Raw genomic sequence first — 20,658 nt, 5'->3', positions numbered from 1 at the left:
CATTGAATTACATCTAATATTAATTAGGTTCGCGCTTTTTTTAGACCATTTTAATGGTGAAAAAATAGAAACAAGTACCTCAAAGTAAATTTTTAAATTCACTTATAAATGAATACATTTGCATTGGAAATATGGGATACCGAAGCTGGTAAATGTACGTTTTATACTGTCCGTACAGAAGATTCCACAGAAAACGAGACTGATAAGTTCTTTAATAAGTATGCTGCAATACCTGAGTTTAAACAATCTACTCAAATATTATTAAGCTTTATTCTGAAGAGTATTGGAGAAGATCATGGAGCTAATGATTTGTTATTTAACAGGTTTGAAAATGAGGTTGTTGGTCTTCCTAATAAGGGAAAAGTTACTGTTGGTGAAATCGTATTTGCATTCCCAAGCTTCTCATTAAGATTGTATGCTTTAAGAGTCAATGATAGACCAGATCTCGTAGTGTTGTTTAATGGAGGCGTTAAATCTGCACAGACCAATCTGGCAAGTAAAAATCTATCATTAAAATGGAGAGAAGCATGCCAGTTCGCCACAAGAATAGAGGACGCACTTAGGAATAAGGAGATTATTGTCGATAATAAGAAAAGAAAAATACTAACAGATAACGGAGATGAAGAAATTTTTTTATAAAAAATAATGAGATGAGAAGTAAAGTCGCAAAACGAATACTAGAAGAAACCCCCGAAGAAATAACAATCTTTGTGCGCCAATATACAGATATTGTGATAAGGATAAATCAAATCTTACAGGAAAAAGGTTATACTCAAAAAGATCTGGCAGAGAGAATGAATAAGCGACCTTCAGAGATCAATAAATGGTTAAAAGGGAATCATAATTTAACGCTTAAAACAATAGCCAAGCTAGAAGCAGAACTTGGAGAGCCTATTATATATACCTCAAGCGACCTATTCCCCAAGAAGCCAAAGAAGAAAGTGGGATGATCAGAGGGATTATTATCTTCGCTAAAATCCCTCTGATCATCTATTTAAACACACTTAAATCCCACTTATCCTTCCACGCTATTTCTACGCTATCATTTCTGAACGTTACCGGCAACCATTGGTAACGGCTATTCTTCAGATTTTTGGGGTCCCATTTATCACCGATGTAGATGAACGCATCGCTTTTACCATGGACAGGGAGAATAAAGGTAGACTGCCCATAGAAAGTGATGTCTGCATGAGGGCCTGTCATAGGGTTACCTATTAGTTTCCAGGGACCAAAGAGATTATCCGCAACATGAATGCTCGCTTTATTAGGTGCCCAACCTGTACAACCACTTGTGATAAGATAATACTTGTGATGATACTTAAATAGTGCAGGAGCTTCCCGCTGTTTGCTGAATAATAATGAGTCCTGAGTAGTAGATGTCAGGTAGTCATCACTCAGACGGGCAATACGCATATCCCAGTTTTCGTGGGAAGAGTAGATGTGATAAGCTACACCATCATCGTCCACAAATAAGTTCATATCACGGGACATGTTTCCGTTAGGACGGAAACTTTGCAGATATTTGTATGGGCCTGTTACTTTATTACTCACCGCTACAGCAGCACGGGCAGCTGCATATCCTTTGCCTTTCAGCTCCAGATGAAACCACATCACGTATTGCTTTGTCTTTTTGTTGTAGATCACTTTAGGACGCTCCATTAAACAACCAGATTCGATATCACTGCCTTCAACAGTAGATAAGGCCATCCCTTCGTACTTCCATTTGTAAAGATTCGAAGAAGAATAAACTGTTACTCCTTCTGAAGCACCTTTGCCCCTCTTTTCACCAAACCAGTAATAAGTGCCGTGATCATATAATATACCTCCGCCATGCACATTGAGAGTATCTCCTTTAATATCATACCAGATGGAATCCGGTTTGAATTGTGCAAAAGTGAATAATGGCGCCAGTAATAATATGATAAATAATTTCATGGTCTATTTTTTTTGATACACTCTAACGTAATCTATTTCAAATCTCCTGGGAAATGTTGTATGCGCAGGATCCCCTCCATTCATCCCACCAAGCGCCAGATTCAATAACATGTAATGAGATTGTCTGAAGGGATTAATCCCCGTGCCATCCTTGTTCTGCAATTTACTCAGCTCCACTTTATTTAACAGACTATCATCTACAAACAAAGCAATAGCATTCTCATCCCAATCCATACGCCATGTATGAAATTCAGATGCCCAGGCAGCATTTACAGGAGTCTTAGTACTATACCACTCCGCTTTATAAGCAGTAGCAGTACCACAGGCTATATTGGCCAACAGCTTCCCTCTGTAATATTCCATGATATCAATCTCCCCATTGGAAGGCCATTGCCCCGCTTCTCCCAGCGTCCACCAGGCAGGCCATAACCCCTGTTCTATGGGAATGCGGCCCCGCATTTCAAAACGCCCGTATTTCCAGCTTTGCAGACCTTCTGTTTTGATAGAAGCGGCCGTATATTCAATGAAAGGGCGGCTCTTACGCCAATCCGTACTACCCGCTACATAAACAGGATTAGGCAGGTGTTCCTTACGCGCCTCAATGATGAGCATTCCTTTTTTAACATAAGCATTCGATAACTGATACCATTGCAACTCTTCATTACGGGTAAAGCCGGTTTCCGGTTTCCAGTTCTTAGTATCAGGAGCACCATCCACATTAAACTCATCTGACCATACCAGTTTATACTGGGCCATACCAGTATATGCATATAACAAAAGTGCAAAGAAGATTAGTCGTTTCATTACAGATGCTTAGGATAGTTTAATAGTTTCACATTATAAATCTTGAACCCCTGCTGATCCTTGATATAATCTACCACAAAACCTAAAGTTACATTTGTTGTTTGTGTTAAAGTAAACGTTACCAAAGGAGCTGTAAACAGGGTATAAGAGATCGATGTATTACCAACAATATCCCCATAATCAGGAATAGAATCCATACCCGGTGCTACCACAATATAAGCAGGATCCAGTGTTCCCTGCCACTGCAAATTAGAAACATCAAAAGTATATGTCCCCGCAGGCAATGTAGTCGTCTGATAAAGCTTGCCATTATGAATAGCCGGCGATCCCCAGCCGGATTCCAGATCCATTGTACCACCATTGTCACTGGCAAATCCACCATAACCACCATGACTTTTAGCAGCCGCATTGGCTGTCCAGTCGGCCAGTGTACCCCAACGTCCACCTGAACTCATCGCGGAAGCAATAAACGGTAACCCCGCATTTTTTAAATAATCCCCCGTGATATTCACAGAAGGGCCAATTACCAGTGCATCTACATTCACGATCACAATAGTAGTAGATAATGCAGAAGTTACTTCTTTGCCTTTGATAGATACTGCCAACGCCAGTTTCTTACCTATATACTGACTGCTTTTAATCTGATCAATGTCTATGGCCAGACTAAAAGTAGCCTGACTTTTACCATTATCCACAGATACATTAGCAGGTAATGTATACATATCCGCAGGCATCAACAGCGTAGATGCATCTAAAATACCACTTGCCAACAGCTGATTAACAGTATCTGTATTCGTAACAATATTCACAGAGAAACCTTCAGATGCCTGCATCCCGGAACGGGAAACCCCTAAGATTACATTTATCTTATTATTCTCCAGATAATAATTAAAAGTAGAAGAATCCGTACCATTAGGAACAGGATAATTAGCATTAATCCCACCGGAAAGATTCACCGCCTGTGGCATGAATATATTAGTAATACCATATTTTGTTTCTTCTTTATTACATGCAAAGATGCATACCAGAAAGAACAGACATAACTTTTTCATAGTACTCATTAAAATGTTACCAATTAGGATTTTGCTTTAACACACCACCCGATTTACTGATCTCCGACTGTGGGAACGGATAGTAATACATCTTACTTGCATCAAACACACGGTTCTCTACATTAAAGACAGTATAATCACTATGCACTCCCTGCAAAGGAGCATTCAATGCCACAGCAGCATCTTTCCAGCGGATCAGGTCCCAGTAACGATGATCTTCAAATGCCAGCTCTATTCTACGCTCATGTTTCACCGCGGCGCTAAAGTCTGTTGTAGTGGTTACAGCAGGCATATTCACACCCGTACGACCACGCACCATATTAAGTGCAGCACGGGCAGTAAGACCATAACCATTGTCATTATCCGGGCCATACGCTTCATTCATCGCTTCCGCATATTCCAGTAATATCTCACCATAACGGAATACGATCCAGGTATGCACCACTGTTTGTCCCTGTATAAGATTTAATCCGTCATTCAGGAACTTCTTCAGGTAATACCCTGTTTTGCTGCTGTTAGTATTAGCCATATCATCAGTACCACCAGCTGCTATATTAATCGTACGCCCGTTCCAGGTACTACCGTTGGTAACAACAGAATAACCAAGACGAGGGTCCCTGTTAACATATGGATTAGCAGGATCAGGAGTACCTGTATATTCATAATCCGCTACCAGGTTCTGCGAAGGAGTTACGCCGCTTTTACCACCGGAAGTAGCAATTGGATAATTCGAAGTCTCCAGTACATTAGAAGCAGATTCACGGATAGCATAGATCGTTTCATTACTGGTCACCGCATTGGTCTGTAAGAAGTAAGTCCGGTAGTTTGCATCCAGACTATACTGCCCCAATGCTATCACATCATGCACAGCTTCTGCCGCCTTCTGCCATTTGGTAACATCTCCAGCAGGGTTATGCAAAGGACTGGCAGCATATAACAATGCACGGGCTTTAATAGCCAGTGCAGCGCCTTTAGTAAAGCGGCCATCATAATTCGAAAAAGAAGAAGTTTTCCAGTTTAATTGTACGCTGTCTTTATAAGTGTCCACTTCACTTACAATGAAACTGATAATGCTATCATAAGGAGCAGCAGGCAGGTTCGTATTATCAGATGTAGTTAACACCTTCGTCACTAATGGAACACCGCCATAACGCTTGCACAACTCAAAATAATACCACGCACGCAGCATATGTGCTTCCCCTCTTAACCAGGCAATATTCTGCACATCATTATGATAATTGATTTTTTCAGAAGCAGAGATAGTATCCCTGCTGGTACCCAATATCGTTTTATACGGAACAGAACGTTCCAGGAAATAATTCGCTGCCCTGATACCTGCATAATAATTACTGTAATAGTTATCCGGATTAGTAGTGGCATTCCAGCTGCCCTGATTAAACAACTGGGAAGATGATGCCTGAGCTGTTTGTTCCGCTTCATCTGTTGCTGCCGCAAACAGGTTGCCATCCAGCGTAATCAATCCATCCCTCATGTATACATACGGTGCATTCCCAAAAGAAAACAACGTGGCATAATTAGATGCAATCGTTCCATCCGTTTGTGAAGTATCAATCCGGGTTTCCAGGAAATCTTTCGAACAGGAAGATGCCAGGGCAACTATTATTGAAAGATAAATATATAGACGCATAGCTATTCTTTTTAATTATTTGAAACTAAGACTAAGCCCACTGGTATATGATTTCAGGGCAGGATAACCAGAAGGTGTTTCCGGGTCCAGGTTATAATTCTTCAACAGGCTGCTCCAGGTAACAGGATTAGTAGCGCTGACAAAGATCCTGCACCTCGATAAATGCAACTTATTCAATACCATCTCAGGCAAAGAATACCCCAGTTCTATATTGCGGACCCTTAAGAAATTATTCTTCTTTATCCAGAATGTAGAGTTCCTGTAATTATTAGTATTCAACTGTGTACCTAATCTTGGATAAGTAGCCGTATTCCTGGTATCTATTCCCTGATCCGGATAATAAGCCCATGCTCCATTGGCTATTGCATAGACATTAGAGTTATTGACAAAAGCCATTGTTTGTGCAAGTGAATTGCCAAGATTATAATCCCCTCCTGCTGCACCCTGGAAAAATACCTGGAAATCAAATCCTGCATAAGAAACACCCGCATTAAATGAATAATATAAAGAAGGATAAGAAGGATTGCCAATTTTAGTAACATCATTCTGATCTATATAACCACTCTTATCCAGGTCCTTATATTTCATATCTCCCGGTTGTACTGCGCCAAATGCAGGTACAGGTAAGCCAGCTTTCAATGTACCATCTGCATTAAAATCACTCATCTGGTAAAAGCCTTCTGCAACTAAACCCATAGGTGTACCTATTGCCAGTCCGGTTGTTTTACTGAAATCATTCACAGGTTTTACTTCTGCCTGATAATCTATTTTGTTTTTGCTGTAAGATGCCATGGCACCGATGTTATATCCGAATTTGCCAATCTTATCATTGAAATTAACAGACATCTCCAATCCCTTATTGGTCACTTTACCCACATTCTGATACATGAATGATGTACCCAGTGTAGCGAGGTAAGTATTGTTATCATAAGTAACAATACCACCTCGCTTATCCATGTAAAGATCTGCTGTAACATTCAACTTATTGAAGAGGTTCGCATCTACGCCCACATCGTATTTAACACTGTGCTCAGCAAAGATGCGGGGATTAGCGATATAAGAAGGAGCGATGCCACTATTGCCGGTAAAGCTGTTATTACCGGTATAAAAGGTTCCGTTACTCACGTAATACTGCTGGTAGAGATATCTGCCTGCATTGGACGTTTCATTACCTGTTTTACCTACAGAGGCTCTTAGTTTAAGGAGATTTACAACGGGATTCTGTTGCAGGAATTTCTCATTGGACAATATCCATGCGGCAGAAACTGCCGGATAAAACCCCTTGTTATGCCCCGGAGCAAAATTATCTGATCCGCTATAACCAAAGCCAAACTCCGCTACATAACGGTTATCAAAAACATAATGCACACGGCCACTAAGATTAGTATAATGATGATAGATATTATTACCTGTATTATATCCCGATCCGTTCAGATCACCATTCCAGTCCTCTATAAAATTGCTGGCAAAATAATTCACCGCAGCAGAGAAAGCATGCACACCAAAGGTATGATCATAACCCGCTGTAAGATTTGCCTGTTTCCAGTCATACTGTCCAACGGGAGAAGTGCCACTGGCTACAATGTCTGTTGTTTTATCGGTAGTCGTTTGTGTACCATTATAAAACCTGGCATAGGTAGCTGTTTTGCTGGCAGCGTTACGCGTCCAGGTATTAAATGAAACGGCTTCATTCAGATAAAGACCAGGAGTGATAAAATCGAATTTCTCTTTCAGATTGAAGTTAGCCTGTAAAGTCCTGTCGTGGGTAGAAGCCCATCCTAATGCTCTTACAGAAGCTGCAGGATTATTGGGATAGATAGTGGTCCCCGACCAGTTACCGCTTGCATCTTTAACATTGTAAATATTAGAAGGGTACACCGCTAAATTATTCCACAGAGAAGGACCGTTAAAATTAGGATAACGCCTGTCTTCAATCCTTCCTCCTAAATCTACCTTCGCTTCAAAGATCTTAAAGAAGTTAAAATCGAGATTAGAGCGGAGATTAAATCGCTGTATCTGTGCATTGGAAGTAGATGTCCCATTTGACACATTGTATAATCCCTGGTCTTTCATATAGTCCAGTATCACACCATATTTTGCAGTTGAATCACCGCCACTGAATATCAGGTTCGCATCTGTATAAGGAGTGCTTTTCTTCAGCACTTCATCAAACCAGTCTACATTTATTCCTGTTCCGTTTTTATAAGCCGCTAACTGAGCATCTGAATATTTAGGCGACCACACATACTGATTCCCATTCACCGCATAATTATCATTACTCACCGCCTGGTTATACAAACGTGCGTAATCATACGAGCCTAAAGGCTTATCTATATTGATCGCCTGCTGTATACCACTTCTCACCTGAAACTGTATAGTAGGTTTGCTTTGCTGCCCTCTTTTAGTCACCACCCATAACACACCATTAGCACCTCTCATACCAAAAGTAGCTAAGGCCGCAGCATCTTTTAATACAGATATACTGGCTATTTCAGATGAAGATAAATACTGAAAGTAATCGGATGTAACCTGAAAACCGTCTACATAAATAACAAGACTGTTATTATCATAAGTACCAATTCCTCTTGTTGTCATAGTAGCGCCATCATACCCCGGTTCTCCGGAGCCCTGCAACACGGTTAAACCCGGCAGGCGACCATATAATGTATTGGTAATGTTAGCAGCAGGCGTTTTATAGAGATCTGCCCCGGTAACAGTAGAGATAGCAGAAGTAGAATCCTGTGCTATCGCTCCCTGATACACGAACATGGATATAATAAGTAATAATTTCCTACAAGTCATTTTCGAATATTTTTATATGAAGACTAATAGCCCGGATTCTGAATAAGCGTTCCTTTGTTGATCTCCGTTTGCGGAAAAGGATTTAAGTACTGACGGGGCGCCCAGAAGCCCTGGTACAATACGCCATCTTCATAATCCGTATTACCGGTTTGTTTACCACCAGTCTGCGCATTAAACTTCAGCGTACGGATACCACCCCCTATTAACCCATTGCCGATATCACTGCGTTTCCAGTGTTTGATATCATGCAGCCAGTAATTCTCATCAAAGAATTCCACGGCCCATTCCCGCTGGATAATAGTGCGTAATGTAGCCTGGTCTGTTTCAGTAATAGCAGGAAGCCCGGCACGCTGATGGATCACATTCAGTTTTATAAGCGCGTTAGCAGATTGTCCCATTTCATTGTATGCCTCTGCAGCATTCAGATAAAGCGCAGCCAGACGGAATACAGGAAATTCGAACCAGCCACGTGTACCTGCTTTATAATAAAACTTCACCGGAAAAGCACAGACATTCGACTGCCACTGAAAGAGCGTTTTATTACTCCAGTAATCATCATTGGGATTGTTCCAGGTATCTATCTCCCAGGCTTTAAAGGAAGCTTTAAAGCGCGGTTCCATATCCTGTATACGGGTGAGGTAATCAGAAAACGCAGTAGAGGAAGTAGGCCATACCTGGTTAGTGCCATCTGCCTTATAATAAAATTCGAGGTAATTGGTAGTAAGACCATTCCCATATGCCTGCCAGTTATGCATGTTGAAGAACGTATTCATACTGCCGCTTTCAGATTTGAATGCCAGCAATACCTCTGCATTTGAAGGCGTGGAAGTGGCAGCGCCATAGTCATCCAGCGGATGACCAGTATTGATGATTTTAGCTCCTCCGTTCTGTTCCGCTTCCTGAATCCCCGCTTCCGCAGCTAATACTGCCTGTTGCCATCTGGCAGGATCACTGTTGCCGAGGCAAATAAGCCCGTTATTGGCCCCAAAATCCAGGTAAGGCGTTCCAGTGTTAAATAAAGGGCGAGCGGCGTATAAGAGCGCTTTTGCCTTAATTGACAAAGCGGCTGCTTTTGTCATACGGCCCGTAAAGGTGGCCGGCCATTGAGAAGGTAATACCGCTGCTGCCGCATCACACCAGGAAGTAATAGAATCCAGTACTTCCTTCAGAGGTGCACGGGGTACAGACAGGTTATCATTGACAGTTAAACTTTTACTTAAAACAGGTACACCACCATACATGATGAACATCTGCTCATAGCGATAAGCCACCAGCGCCTGCATCTCTGCTTTTACAATGGCTTTATCACTGCCGGACATATCCGTTACTTTATCGATATTCTCTTTTACAAGATATGCCTGACGGATAGCCGTGAAATTAAATGCATATCCATCCATGTCTTCTATATTTCCACTGGCTGTCAAACCAGTAGAAGTGGCAATACCATTGCCCCATGTCCATGCAAAACCATAAGTCAGTGCACCGGAGATATTATCTGTGATCATGGAGTTCCAGTAAGACTGATAAGGGATACCCTGGCATAATGCCCGCTGATAGGCATTGGCAATCGCACTCTGTGCTTTTATAGTAGTAGAAAAAACCGAATCGGTGGTAGTGCTGTTGGAGATAGGCAACTGCAGAAAGTCTTTCTGACAGGCACCCATTGCAAACAGCAGCAGTATATATACAATACGTTTCATCACGTTGGATTTACTTTGATTAGAACTGGATGTTTGTACCAAAATTGAATGTTTTGGTAAGGGGATAGATGTACCCCATACTGGACTTCCCATCGTCTGCCAGCTCAGGATCTATCCCTTTCATTACCTGCTTGCTCCAGGTGATCAGGTTATTCCCGTTGGCATAGATGCGGATACCACTGATATGTGTTCTGGTGAGGAAACGACGGTTCTGCACAGAATAACCAATCTCAAGATTCTTTAAACGTTTAAAGTCGTTCGACTTCAACCAGAAATCACTGAACAGGTTATTAGGGCCAGATCCTGCGAAAGAAAATTCAGGATACGTGATTTTCTCTCCTTTTGCATACTTCTCCGCTGTCCAGTGTCCATCATAATAAGGCTGAAATACAGCACCTACATTCTTGGCATAAGGAGTGCTCAGGATATAACCTGATTGGGGGAAAGAACCCTGCGCCGTACCAATGAACAAGGCTGATACATCAAATCCTTTGTAAGAGAATCCTAATGATAAATTAAAAGCAATACGAGGTAGATTGGAATAGCCAATAGGGACTTGATCTTTATTATCAATAATACCATCACCATTAATATCTTTATATCTCACATCACCTAACCTTGCATTATTTCCGTTTGTATTATAAGGGCGATTACTTAACTCTTTCTGTGTATTATAAAATCCATCTGTGATATATCCTTTGTACTGGCCGATGGAATAACCCGTCTGATTCATCCAGGGATAAGCATAAGGCGGTTCTGCCATATACTCAATCTTGTTTTTAGCATACGAGAAGTTAGACTTCACAAAGTAATTCACCTTACCAATATTATCATTCCATCCTAACTCTATCTCATATCCCTGGTTAGTTACTCTTCCTAAATTGGATGGGGGTACACTGGAAGAAGGTACCCCATACGTAGCAGGTATTGTCTGTAACGTTACCAGGATATTATTCCTCTTTTCTTTAAACAGGCTACCGGTAATGGATAATTTATCTTTTATAAATCTTAAATCAGCTGCCAGGTTGAGCTTCTTAGCCCTTTCCCATGTTATTTCCTGATTACCCAAAGCAGTTTCCGTAGCACCACTATAATAAGGATTCGCGCTGGAACCATTGCTGTTACCAAAATAATAACCATAACCACTATACGCCCATGAGTTTGGCAGGTATAAATACCGGCGGTTATTCATCTGGTCGTTCCCTACTTCTCCATAAGAACCTCTCAGTTTAATCCAGGTAACCCATTTATTTTCAGGAAATAATGGTTCTTTAGATATTACCCAGCCCGCAGATACTGCCGGAAAATAACCGAAACGTTTTTTCGGTGCAAAGTTCTCTGTTCCGTTTAATCCCATACTGAACTCCACTAAATATCTTTCCTTAAAGTTGTAGGTAGCACGGCCTACTAATCCCATCAAACCGGAAGGTGTATTAAAAGACATGCCATTCGCCGTATATTTCTGCGCATTACCCAATACCAGTGCAGAAACATTATGGTTACCAAAACTATGCTGATAATCTATAGATGCTTCCACATACACTTTACGCCAGGCGCTGTTACCCCAGTTATCAGAAGTACTGTTGGGACTTAGTTGCCCGCCTGTGAAAAGGATATTAGCAGGGTTGGCAGGATCACGCATTGCTTTATACTGCGGAATGCTTTTCTGTTCATAAAATCCTTTTGTATAACTATCATCATAAGCAATTCTTGCATTAGCATTTAATCCATCTGTGAGATAATCCATCTGGTGTTTTAATGTCACCGTACTGGTTAATGTAGTAAGATATTGCGTCACTACACTGGAAGATAATAATGAGGTAAATGGAGATACACCACTCCCACCCTTTCCTACTAATGGATTAATACCATCGCCGGAAGTACCGATGAAACCATTCACCAGGTGTCCGTCAACAATACCAGGACCAACAAATGGACTGCTTTCAAAAATCCCCTGTATAATGTTCTGGTATCTGTCTCCTATATCATCAGGGCCATAGCCGCCTGAAGGGAATCTGGAAACGGATGATTGTCCTGCCAGGTTCACACTGATCTGGAAATTATGGAACACATCTATATCAAAATTAGAGCGGAAGTTATACCTGTGAAAATCGGAGTTGGTATTAGCATCACCATAACTTGTATTCGCTAAAATACCCTGTTGATGATAATAACCTAATGAAGTAAAGTATTTCACTTTAGATGAACCACCGGAAACATTCAGGTTATATTGCTGCTGTTTTCCCTGTCCGGCAAAAGTTTCCTTGAAATAATTATGACTGGTATAATATAAAGCAGGACTGTTTTTCAGTGCATTCTTCTGGTCTGCCGTTAAGGTCATGGCATCCACTTCCTGCGTAGTATAATCCCGGTTGTTTTTAAACTTCCAGAGTTCATCATCTGTAAATAACAGGTTATCAAAACTGGTGTTACCCGCAGCTCTTGCATTATACACGCCTTCATTCCTAAACAGTGCATATTCATAAGAGCCTAATATGGGCAATAAAGAAGTAGCCTTTGTATATCCTTCGTTAGCAGAAAAACTAAACTTAGGCCGGTTTGTTTTTCCTCTTTTAGTAGTAACGATAATAACACCATTAGCGCCTCTTATCCCATATACCGCAGTAGCAGAAGCATCTTTCAATATGCTGATGCTTTCGATCTCGTTTGCATCCATTGCATTTAATACAACGTAAGGCTGTTCAGCCGGTTGCTGTACTCCATCAATCACTATCAATGGGTCCTGCCCGTTTAAAGTGGCAATCCCCCTGATGCGGATGGTAGCAGCATTCTGCCCGGGTTCTCCACTGGATTGTATACCACTGATACCTGCAGCACGGCCTATCAGCATATTCGTGATATTGGATACCGGTGTAGAAACCAGCTCCCCACCGGAAACAGTAGATATAGCCCCCGTTACCGTAGGCGCTTTCTGTTTACCATATCCCACTACCACCACTTCACCCAATGCTTTGTCTTCAGATTGCATCACTACATTAATCAGTGTTTTGCTACCTGCATTTATCACCTGGTTCTTATAACCGATAAATGAAAACACCAGTGTTGAATTCTCCGGTACTACAAATGAATATTGTCCATTTTCGTCTGTAGTGGTTGCAGTCCTGGGATTATTTTTTACATAAATACTAACACCGGGCAAAGCGCCGGCACTGGACGTGACAGTTCCTTTTACAGTAGTACCCGGAGCTTGCGGGTATGCTATTTCACAAAGAAGGGTCAGCAGGAGAAGTAGCGTGTACTTCATCCTATTACATAAAATTCGTGGCATCATGCAGCAATACTTTAGTTGTTTAGAAAGCAATCCTTCCCCCTAAGCAAGAGATCTTAACTTTACATCAAACGGTTATCTTAAAATCAAGGACTAATCTTCTTCAAAAACGGGAAAGAGTAATCGATTACATAGCTTACAATAGGAATATCATTCTGTTGAGAACGAAAGTTAGACCATTACCCGACAGGGGGATTTACGGTTTTTAACAGGCTATACTCGTATTTTAACTTTTGTTGTAATATTGACAATTAATATATGGAGTATAAAAAAACCGGGAGATGATCTCCCGGTTTAGTATTTTATCTGATCACTCTGTCCAGTGTATATACACCACCTGCTTTTGTTTGCAGTGCATATATAAAGTGATCATCTGCGACTTTGGGTTTCACTGGTCCCAGCTTTACATCTGCTCCGCCCCTCACCCGCTGTGGTACACGCAAAAAGCAGGTACCATCTTTTGTTGCGTGAATGGTTACACTGCTCAGCATTCCCTGAGACCATTTCATATCTACGGTATAACCACCTTCTGCCAGCAGTCCTTTCACTTCACCGGTAGCCCAGCTATCCGGAATAGCCGGAAGGATCTGTAATGTACCAGTCTGACTTTGCAGCAGCATCTGTGCAATGCCAGATGTACCACCAAAATTACCATCTATCTGAAATGGAGGATGTGCACAAAACAGGTTAGCATAAGTACCACCACTATTATGATAATCTGTAGAGCCTTTACCCGTAAACGTTAATAACTCGCGTAACAGTTTATGTGCATGATTACCATCCAGTAATCTGGCCCAGGTGTTGATTTTCCAGGCTTTGCTCCATCCTGTACCACCATCTCCGCGAAGCTCTAATGTACGCTTACACGCAGCTGCCAGCTCCGGTGTAGTAAGCGGAGAAATCTGGTTGCCAGGGAACAATCCAAAGAGATGGGAGATATGACGGTGTTCTGGGTCCTGTTCATCAAAATCTTTATACCACTCCTGCAGATTACCTTTTTTACCTATCTTAAATGGATACAGCTGATCATAAGCATGCTGTAAAGTATCCCGATACGCTGCATCAATCCCTAATACTTCACTGGCATGTATCATATTGGAGAACAGGTCACGGATAATAGACATATCCATAGTGCTGCCAACAGATACTGCTTCACCTTTACCGCTTGCGGTAATAAACATATTTTCCGGAGAAGTAGAAGGAGAAGTAACAAGATATCCGCTGCTGTCTTTCACGAGAAAGTCGAGGCAAAAATCAGCGGCCGACTTCATTAAAGGATAAGCAGTATCCTTCAGGAATTTCTTATCTCCGCTAAACTGATAATGCTGCCACAGGAACTGGCATAACCAGTTACCACCCATCGTCCAGTTGGCCCACATAGGATCTCCTTTGCCTAAATCACCTACTGGATTTGACAAGCCCCATATATCAGTGTTATGATGTGCTACCCAGCCTCTTGCATGATAAAAGTTAGCAGCCGTATGTTTACCAGTAACGGATATCTCTTTTATCAGCTGGTATAAAGGCTCCTGCATTTCCGTCAGGTTTACTTCCTCTGCAGCCCAGTAGTTCATCTGGGTATTGATATTAATGGTATAGTTGGAACTCCACGGAGCACGTAATTCTTTATTCCAAAGCCCCTGTAAATTAGCCGGCGCATCTTTGGTGCGGGAACAGGAGATCAGTAAATAACGTCCATACTGGAAATACAATGTTTCCAGAGAAGGATCTTCAGCACCAGCAGTATACTTGCGTAAACGCTCATCTGTTGGAACTTTCGACATATCAGCACCCGCCACATTAAACTGTACACGGTTATAAAAATGCTGGTAGTCTTTTATATGCCTCAAACGCAGATCATCAAAATTATGCAGTGCTGCTTTTTTAAGAAAACCGGTAGCCAACGCAGTTTCATCTGCTCCATCACTATCGGGACATCTGTCAAAGCCATTGAAGCTGGTAGCGGCGGATAACAGTATAGTTACCTCTGTAGCATTTCTTACCGCAATACCGGCCGTATCTATTTTTACATTGCCATCTTTTGTAATTGCCTTCATACGCAGTTCGAAACGCATGCCTTTGCAACTGCCTGCTTCTTCATATATAATAGGTTCCTTATTGTAGTTAGCATAACTGGGATCTACCTGTGAAGGCGCCTTGCCTTTCATCACCAGTTCTGTTTTACCTGATAACACATTATGAAGCTGACTGCTTTCGCTTATTACAAAGTTCAGCTGTCCTTTTTTACTGGCTTTGAGGCGTATCACAATCACCTGATCAGGTGCAGAAATAAACATTTCCCGGGTGTATACCACGCCTCCGCTGGTAAAACGGGTAGTAGCCGTAGCATTTGTCAGGTCAAGGTCGCGGTAATACTGTTCTGCCTTACCGGCCAGTTGCTGTTTGATATGAATATCTCCCAATGGCAGGAACGACTGTGAATAAACGCCCTGCATTTTATGCAGCAGACTGTCAGCCTTATGGTATTCCTGTTGAGACAATGCGGTCCTTACCAGGGGCAGATACCTTGCTGCATCCGGGTTTACATTGTTGCTGACCGGTCCTCCAGACCATAAAGTTGCATCATTCAACTGGATGAGTTCATCACTGACACCACCAAATACCATGGCACCTAAACGGCCATTACCTAAAGGAAGGGCCTGTGTCCATTCAGTAGCAGGGGCATTATACCAGAGTTTTGTCTGCTGGGCCTGAACAGCAGTTCCTATAACGAGAATTGGAAAAAAGAGAAATCTTAAACGCATGATTATAATTATAATAGTCCTGAGCTAAAATTATCTATAATTAATTACGTTTTCACTATTTAATACGAAGACGCAAACGATTGCGGAAAAAATAATGCTAAACGTTTGGTTATCCCTTTAGCGGGTATTACATTTGCCTGGATTGCATTATTTCAGATGGAATGTGTGGAATGCGTCACAATCTCACTAATATCAATTATTTATTATAAATACATTGCTAAACTTTTTATGGACCTGAGTACCATAACGTGGAATTTTAGCACAAAGGTCGAATTCTTTCGACCTTTCTCTTTTTTAAGCAGCATATATTGTATTTTAGACATTTAATTACAACCGCGTTAGAAAAAAGTGAATAAAAGAATACTATTGCTATTCCTGCCGGTTGTATTACCGGTCTTACTGCTACAGGCGCAAACATCACAGTCACAGTACCAGTTTACAAGGATAGATATCGCTCAGGGGCTTTCTGCCAATCAGGTAAACACCATCCTGAAAGACAGCCAGGGCTTCATGTGGTTTGGGACCATGTCAGGTCTTAACCGCTATGATGGCTATACATTCAAAGTATTCCGGCATGATACCCGCGATACTACTTCTCTTTCTGATAATTTCGTTACCAGGCTCACCGAAGGCCCCGATGGACTGATCTGGGTTACCAACCGCAACGGGCAGAACATCTATAATCCGGCTACAGGTACTTTCGAAAGGCATCCCGGCAAGATCATGAAACAATGGGGCATCCCCGGAGACTCCATTAATAATATCATGAAAGACAGCAAGGGGAACTTCTGGTTCATTGTGCCCGATTCAGGATTATACTGTTATCATACCTCTCTTAAACACGCCACCCGCGTAGCTCATGTGGAGCATAACATCTATACTCCTTCTACGAATGCTATCGCCTGTATGGTGCAGGATAAAAATAAAACTATCTGGATACTGCATACCGATGGTATGCTGGATATGATGGATGAATCCTATGGCCAGGTTTTCCCCTACAGCCATATGCCGGAACAACCCGGTAGCAGTGCCTTACAGAACTACGAAATGATCGCCGATACAGATGGTGATCTCTGGATATTCAGCAATAGTGATGTACAGGGCGTTTACAGCTTTAACCCCAAAAAGGGCTTTACGCATTATGATCAGAATAGTAGTCCATTAAAGCTGAACAATAACATAGTAAGAGGCGTAGTGCAGGATAACCAGGGATTAATATGGGTAGGAACAGATCATGGTGGAATGAATGTAATAGATAAACAACACCAGACTATTCAATACCTCGTCAACAATAGCGAAAATACTAAGAGTATAAGTCAAAATAGTATTAACGCACTCTACCGTGATAACTCAGGTATAATATGGATAGGCACTTATAAAAGAGGACTCTCCTATTATCATGAGAACATCGTAAAATTCCCTCTCTTCCAGCACCAGGTATATGCTGCCAACAGTCTGCCCTACGATGATGTAAACCGTTTTGCAGAAGATGCCAGAGGTAACCTATGGATAGGCACCAATGGCGGTGGCCTTATTTATTATGACCGCTCACACAATACATACAAACAATACCTGCATGATGCCGCTAATGCTAACAGTCCCAGCGGCAATGTAATCGTAAGTCTCTGGATAGATCATAATCAAAAGCTGTGGATAGGTTCTTATTTCGGGGGATTAGATTGTTTTGATGGACAACATTTCACGCATTATCGTCACGATCCTGCTAATCCAGCCAGTTTGAGTGATAACAGTGTATGGGAGATTTTTGAAGATAGTAAACAACAATTATGGATAGGTACGCTTAGCGGCGGACTGGATTTATTAAACCCCAGTACCGGTGTGTTCCAGCATTTTCAAAAAGGGAAGCCTAACTCTATCCGATCTGCTTATGTATCTGCGTTACTGGAAGATAAACAGGGCAACCTTTGGATAGGTACTTCAGATGGAATTGATGTACGCGACCCTCAGGGGCATTTCACGCATTATGATAGTGGTCCTGATAAGATCAGTAACCGGAACGTGATTTGTCTTTTTGAAGATAGCAACGGGATGATCTGGATAGGCACTCATGAAGGGCTCAATCAATTTGATCCACGCACGAAAAAGTTCCGCATCTTCCGGCGGGAAGACGGACTGCCAGACAATACCGTATTAAACATCCTCGAAGATAATGATCATACTTTGTGGATGAGCACAGCCAATGGTCTGTCCAATCTCAATAAAAATACTTTTAAAAACTACGATGAATCAGATGGTTTGCAAGGCCGCGAGTTCAATGAAAATGCAGCCCTGAAAACCAGTAAAGGAGAATTGATTTTCGGTGGAGGAAATGGGTTTAACTTATTCTATCCACATAATATCACGGTAAATCACAATGTTCCGCCGGTGGTACTCACCGATTTCCAGATCTTTAATAACAGCATGCAACCGGGAGAAATCATCAACGGAAGAAAACTGTTATCTCAATCCATCTCCAATACAAAAGAGATTACCTTAAAATATAAAGAGAATGTCTTCTCTATTTCCTTTGCAGCGCTCAACTTTTTTCATCCGGAGAAAAACCGCTACATGTATATGCTGGAAGGGTTCAATCATGAATGGCTGACAACAGAAGGTCAGTTACGCATGGCTACCTTTACCAACCTGGACCCCGGTGATTACATTTTCCGTGTAAAGGCATCCAATAACGATGGCATATGGACACAGCAACCGCTGGAGCTCCATATCAGGATACTGCCTCCTTTCTGGAGAACGCCGCTGGCATTCATGCTATATGCATTGCTAACCTTAGCAGCGCTATGGCTGGCAAGAAGACTGATCCTGGAACGTGAACGTTTACGTTCGCGTATTGAACAGGAAAGACAGGAAGCACAGCGTATGCATGAACTGGATGCTTTGAAGATCCGCTTCTTTACGAATATCAGTCATGAGTTCCGTACACCACTCAGTCTGATTATCACACCCCTGGAAAAGATCATTAAAAAGGACCTTGAAAGCGGGTTGCAGCAACAACTGGTATTGGTACAACGTAATGCACGTCGCCTGTTAAACCTGGTAAACCAGTTGCTGGACTTCCGTAAAATGGAAGTGCAGGAAATTAAGTTGTACCCTGCCCAGGGTGATATCGTATCATTTGTACAGGAACTGACTACCTCTTTCTCCGACCTTTCTGAGAAGAAACAGATTCACCTGGATTTTCATAGCAATGTGAGTACACTGTCCATGTCTTATGATCCTGATAAAATAGAGAAGATCATCTTTAACCTGTTAAGCAACGCCTTTAAGTTTACACCTGAACATGGTAATATATCCGTAGACCTTCAGCTGTTAAACCCGGAGCAACTGGCGATTATGGTGAAAGATAACGGGATAGGTATTCCTGAAGAAAAACAGGAAAGGATCTTTGAACGCTTCTTCCAGCATGATATTCCTGGTTCGCTGGTGAACCAGGGAAGTGGTATAGGCTTAAGTATCACCCGTGAATTCGTGAAATTACATGGGGGAAGTATTAGTGTAGACAGTACCCCGGGAATGGGTAGCTGTTTCACGATCTTATTACCTGTTGATAACCAGGCAGTAGTAACAGATCCGATCAAGACCTCTATTATGGTGGCGAAACCGGCACCTGCTCCAATACCAGCGTATACGGGTAAGAAACCAGTGATCTTGCTGATAGAAGACAATGAAGATTTCCGCTTCTATCTGAAGGATAACCTGGGATTGTACTATCATATTATAGATGCGCCTAACGGCCTGGCTGGATGGAACATTTTGCAGGATACCATCCCCAACCTGGTGGTAAGTGATGTGAGTATGCCAGAAATGGACGGACTGGAACTCTGCCGCCGTATCCGTCAGCAACCCAGGATCGCCCACCTGCCGGTAATTCTGCTCACTGCCCGTGCAGCTGAGGAAGATCAGCTGGAAGCGCTGGACAATGGGGCTTCTGATTATATCACCAAGCCCTTTAACTTTGAAATGCTCCTGTCCCGTATCCGGAACATTATCACTCAACAGGTATCTCTCAAAAATACTTTTAAACAGCATATAGATGCTCATCCGGAAGAAATAGCGATCTCTTCCCATGATGAAGTGTTTATCCAGAATGCCCTGCGTATTGTAGAAAAGAATATCTCCAATCCGGATTTCTCTGTAGAAGAGTTAAGCCGTGAATTACATATGAGCCGTGTATCAGCGTATAAGAAACTGTTGCAGTTAACCGGCAAACCTCCCATTGAATTTATCCGTTCTATCCGTTTGAAACGGGCCGCACAATTACTGGAAAAAAGCCAGATGACCATCGCAGAAGTGGCTTATGAGGTAGGATTTAATAATCCTAAGTACTTCTCAAAGTACTTTAAGCTGGAGTACAAGGTGTTACCCTCTGCTTACAGGGGGAAAGGTGAGTAATACATGATCATGCATCCATACGGCATCTATGCTTCATTCCTGCTTCGTTTTCCCTTTATTTATCTTTCAAAACCTTTCAGCTCCTTTCTTAAATATATAAAACCAATCTGGTAAAGGGTTTCCTATCCTTCTCCTTATCAAACGATCCCCCTCTCTTTATCAAATCCAACCTCTCCCTTAACATTTCAACCCCTAATCAAATACATACCCTGACCCTGCTTCTTGGACCACTCGGCTATATTTGTCAGCACAC

At 41.9% G+C, this 20,658-nt stretch carries 11 protein-coding genes; 3 read left to right on the top strand and 8 right to left on the bottom strand.

The annotated features are described in order from the left end of the window. The first annotated feature begins 108 nt into the window (after positions 1–108). Positions 109–639, top strand: a complete 531-nt coding sequence (locus BMW86_RS23215) for a hypothetical protein (RefSeq protein WP_089784390.1) — start codon at positions 109–111, stop codon at positions 637–639. 11 nt (positions 640–650) lie between these two features. Further along, the gene (locus BMW86_RS23210; protein WP_089784388.1) at positions 651–950 is read left to right on the top strand and encodes a helix-turn-helix domain-containing protein; all 300 of its coding nucleotides are present in this window, start codon (positions 651–653) and stop codon (positions 948–950) included. A 40-nt stretch (positions 951–990) separates the two neighbouring features. Here BMW86_RS23210 and BMW86_RS23205 read toward each other — a convergent pair whose 3' ends face one another. The 8 genes from BMW86_RS23205 to BMW86_RS23170 form a co-directional block, all read right to left on the bottom strand. Beyond that, positions 991–1,935, bottom strand: a complete 945-nt coding sequence (locus tag BMW86_RS23205) for a glycoside hydrolase family 43 protein (RefSeq protein WP_089784386.1) — start codon at positions 1,933–1,935, stop codon at positions 991–993. Between the two features lie 3 nt (positions 1,936–1,938). Next, a complete protein-coding gene (locus BMW86_RS23200; protein ID WP_089784384.1) occupies positions 1,939–2,739 on the bottom strand; it encodes a glycoside hydrolase family 16 protein in 801 nt (266 codons plus the stop codon). Further along, positions 2,739–3,791 carry a DUF5013 domain-containing protein gene (locus tag BMW86_RS23195; protein WP_177189367.1) on the bottom strand — a complete coding sequence of 351 codons (1,053 nt, stop codon included), beginning with the start codon at positions 3,789–3,791 and terminating at the stop codon, positions 2,739–2,741. Before BMW86_RS23195 ends, BMW86_RS23200 begins: the two co-directional genes overlap by 1 nt. Before the next feature lie 16 nt (positions 3,792–3,807). After that, positions 3,808–5,439, bottom strand: coding sequence for a RagB/SusD family nutrient uptake outer membrane protein (locus BMW86_RS23190; RefSeq protein WP_089784380.1), 1,632 nt, complete (start codon positions 5,437–5,439; stop codon positions 3,808–3,810). Between the two features lie 15 nt (positions 5,440–5,454). Next, positions 5,455–8,241: a SusC/RagA family TonB-linked outer membrane protein gene (locus tag BMW86_RS23185; RefSeq protein WP_089784378.1), complete on the bottom strand. Its 2,787-nt coding sequence runs from the start codon at positions 8,239–8,241 to the stop codon at positions 5,455–5,457. Positions 8,242–8,264: 23 nt separating this feature from the next. After that, positions 8,265–9,941: a RagB/SusD family nutrient uptake outer membrane protein gene (locus tag BMW86_RS23180; RefSeq protein WP_177189366.1), complete on the bottom strand. Its 1,677-nt coding sequence runs from the start codon at positions 9,939–9,941 to the stop codon at positions 8,265–8,267. A 19-nt stretch (positions 9,942–9,960) separates the two neighbouring features. Continuing rightward, positions 9,961–13,206 carry a SusC/RagA family TonB-linked outer membrane protein gene (locus BMW86_RS23175; RefSeq protein WP_177189365.1) on the bottom strand — a complete coding sequence of 1,082 codons (3,246 nt, stop codon included), beginning with the start codon at positions 13,204–13,206 and terminating at the stop codon, positions 9,961–9,963. A 326-nt stretch (positions 13,207–13,532) separates the two neighbouring features. Next, positions 13,533–15,995, bottom strand: coding sequence for a glycoside hydrolase family 95 protein (locus BMW86_RS23170; RefSeq protein WP_089784371.1), 2,463 nt, complete (start codon positions 15,993–15,995; stop codon positions 13,533–13,535). Positions 15,996–16,343: 348 nt separating this feature from the next. Here BMW86_RS23170 and BMW86_RS23165 point away from each other — a divergent pair, with 348 nt between their 5' ends. Then, positions 16,344–20,405 (top strand): hybrid sensor histidine kinase/response regulator transcription factor, encoded by a 4,062-nt coding sequence (locus BMW86_RS23165; RefSeq protein ID WP_218149206.1) that lies wholly within the window; start codon positions 16,344–16,346, stop codon positions 20,403–20,405. Positions 20,406–20,658 lie beyond the last annotated feature (253 nt).

Origin of the sequence: Chitinophaga sp. YR573 (genome assembly GCF_900110995.1) — a bacterium.
In the GTDB taxonomy this organism is placed as follows: domain Bacteria; phylum Bacteroidota; class Bacteroidia; order Chitinophagales; family Chitinophagaceae; genus Chitinophaga.
This window is presented reverse-complemented; position numbering and strand designations above follow the sequence as displayed.

Coding starts and splice junctions, on each gene's coding strand:
- BMW86_RS23215 (WP_089784390.1), top strand. CDS start 109: ATGAATACATTTGCATTGGAAATATGGGATACCGAAGCTGGTAAATGT.
- BMW86_RS23210 (WP_089784388.1), top strand. CDS start 651: ATGAGAAGTAAAGTCGCAAAACGAATACTAGAAGAAACCCCCGAAGAA.
- BMW86_RS23205 (WP_089784386.1), bottom strand. CDS start 1,935: ATGAAATTATTTATCATATTATTACTGGCGCCATTATTCACTTTTGCA.
- BMW86_RS23200 (WP_089784384.1), bottom strand. CDS start 2,739: ATGAAACGACTAATCTTCTTTGCACTTTTGTTATATGCATATACTGGT.
- BMW86_RS23195 (WP_177189367.1), bottom strand. CDS start 3,791: ATGAAAAAGTTATGTCTGTTCTTTCTGGTATGCATCTTTGCATGTAAT.
- BMW86_RS23190 (WP_089784380.1), bottom strand. CDS start 5,439: ATGCGTCTATATATTTATCTTTCAATAATAGTTGCCCTGGCATCTTCC.
- BMW86_RS23185 (WP_089784378.1), bottom strand. CDS start 8,241: ATGACTTGTAGGAAATTATTACTTATTATATCCATGTTCGTGTATCAG.
- BMW86_RS23180 (WP_177189366.1), bottom strand. CDS start 9,941: ATGAAACGTATTGTATATATACTGCTGCTGTTTGCAATGGGTGCCTGT.
- BMW86_RS23175 (WP_177189365.1), bottom strand. CDS start 13,206: ATGAAGTACACGCTACTTCTCCTGCTGACCCTTCTTTGTGAAATAGCA.
- BMW86_RS23170 (WP_089784371.1), bottom strand. CDS start 15,995: ATGCGTTTAAGATTTCTCTTTTTTCCAATTCTCGTTATAGGAACTGCT.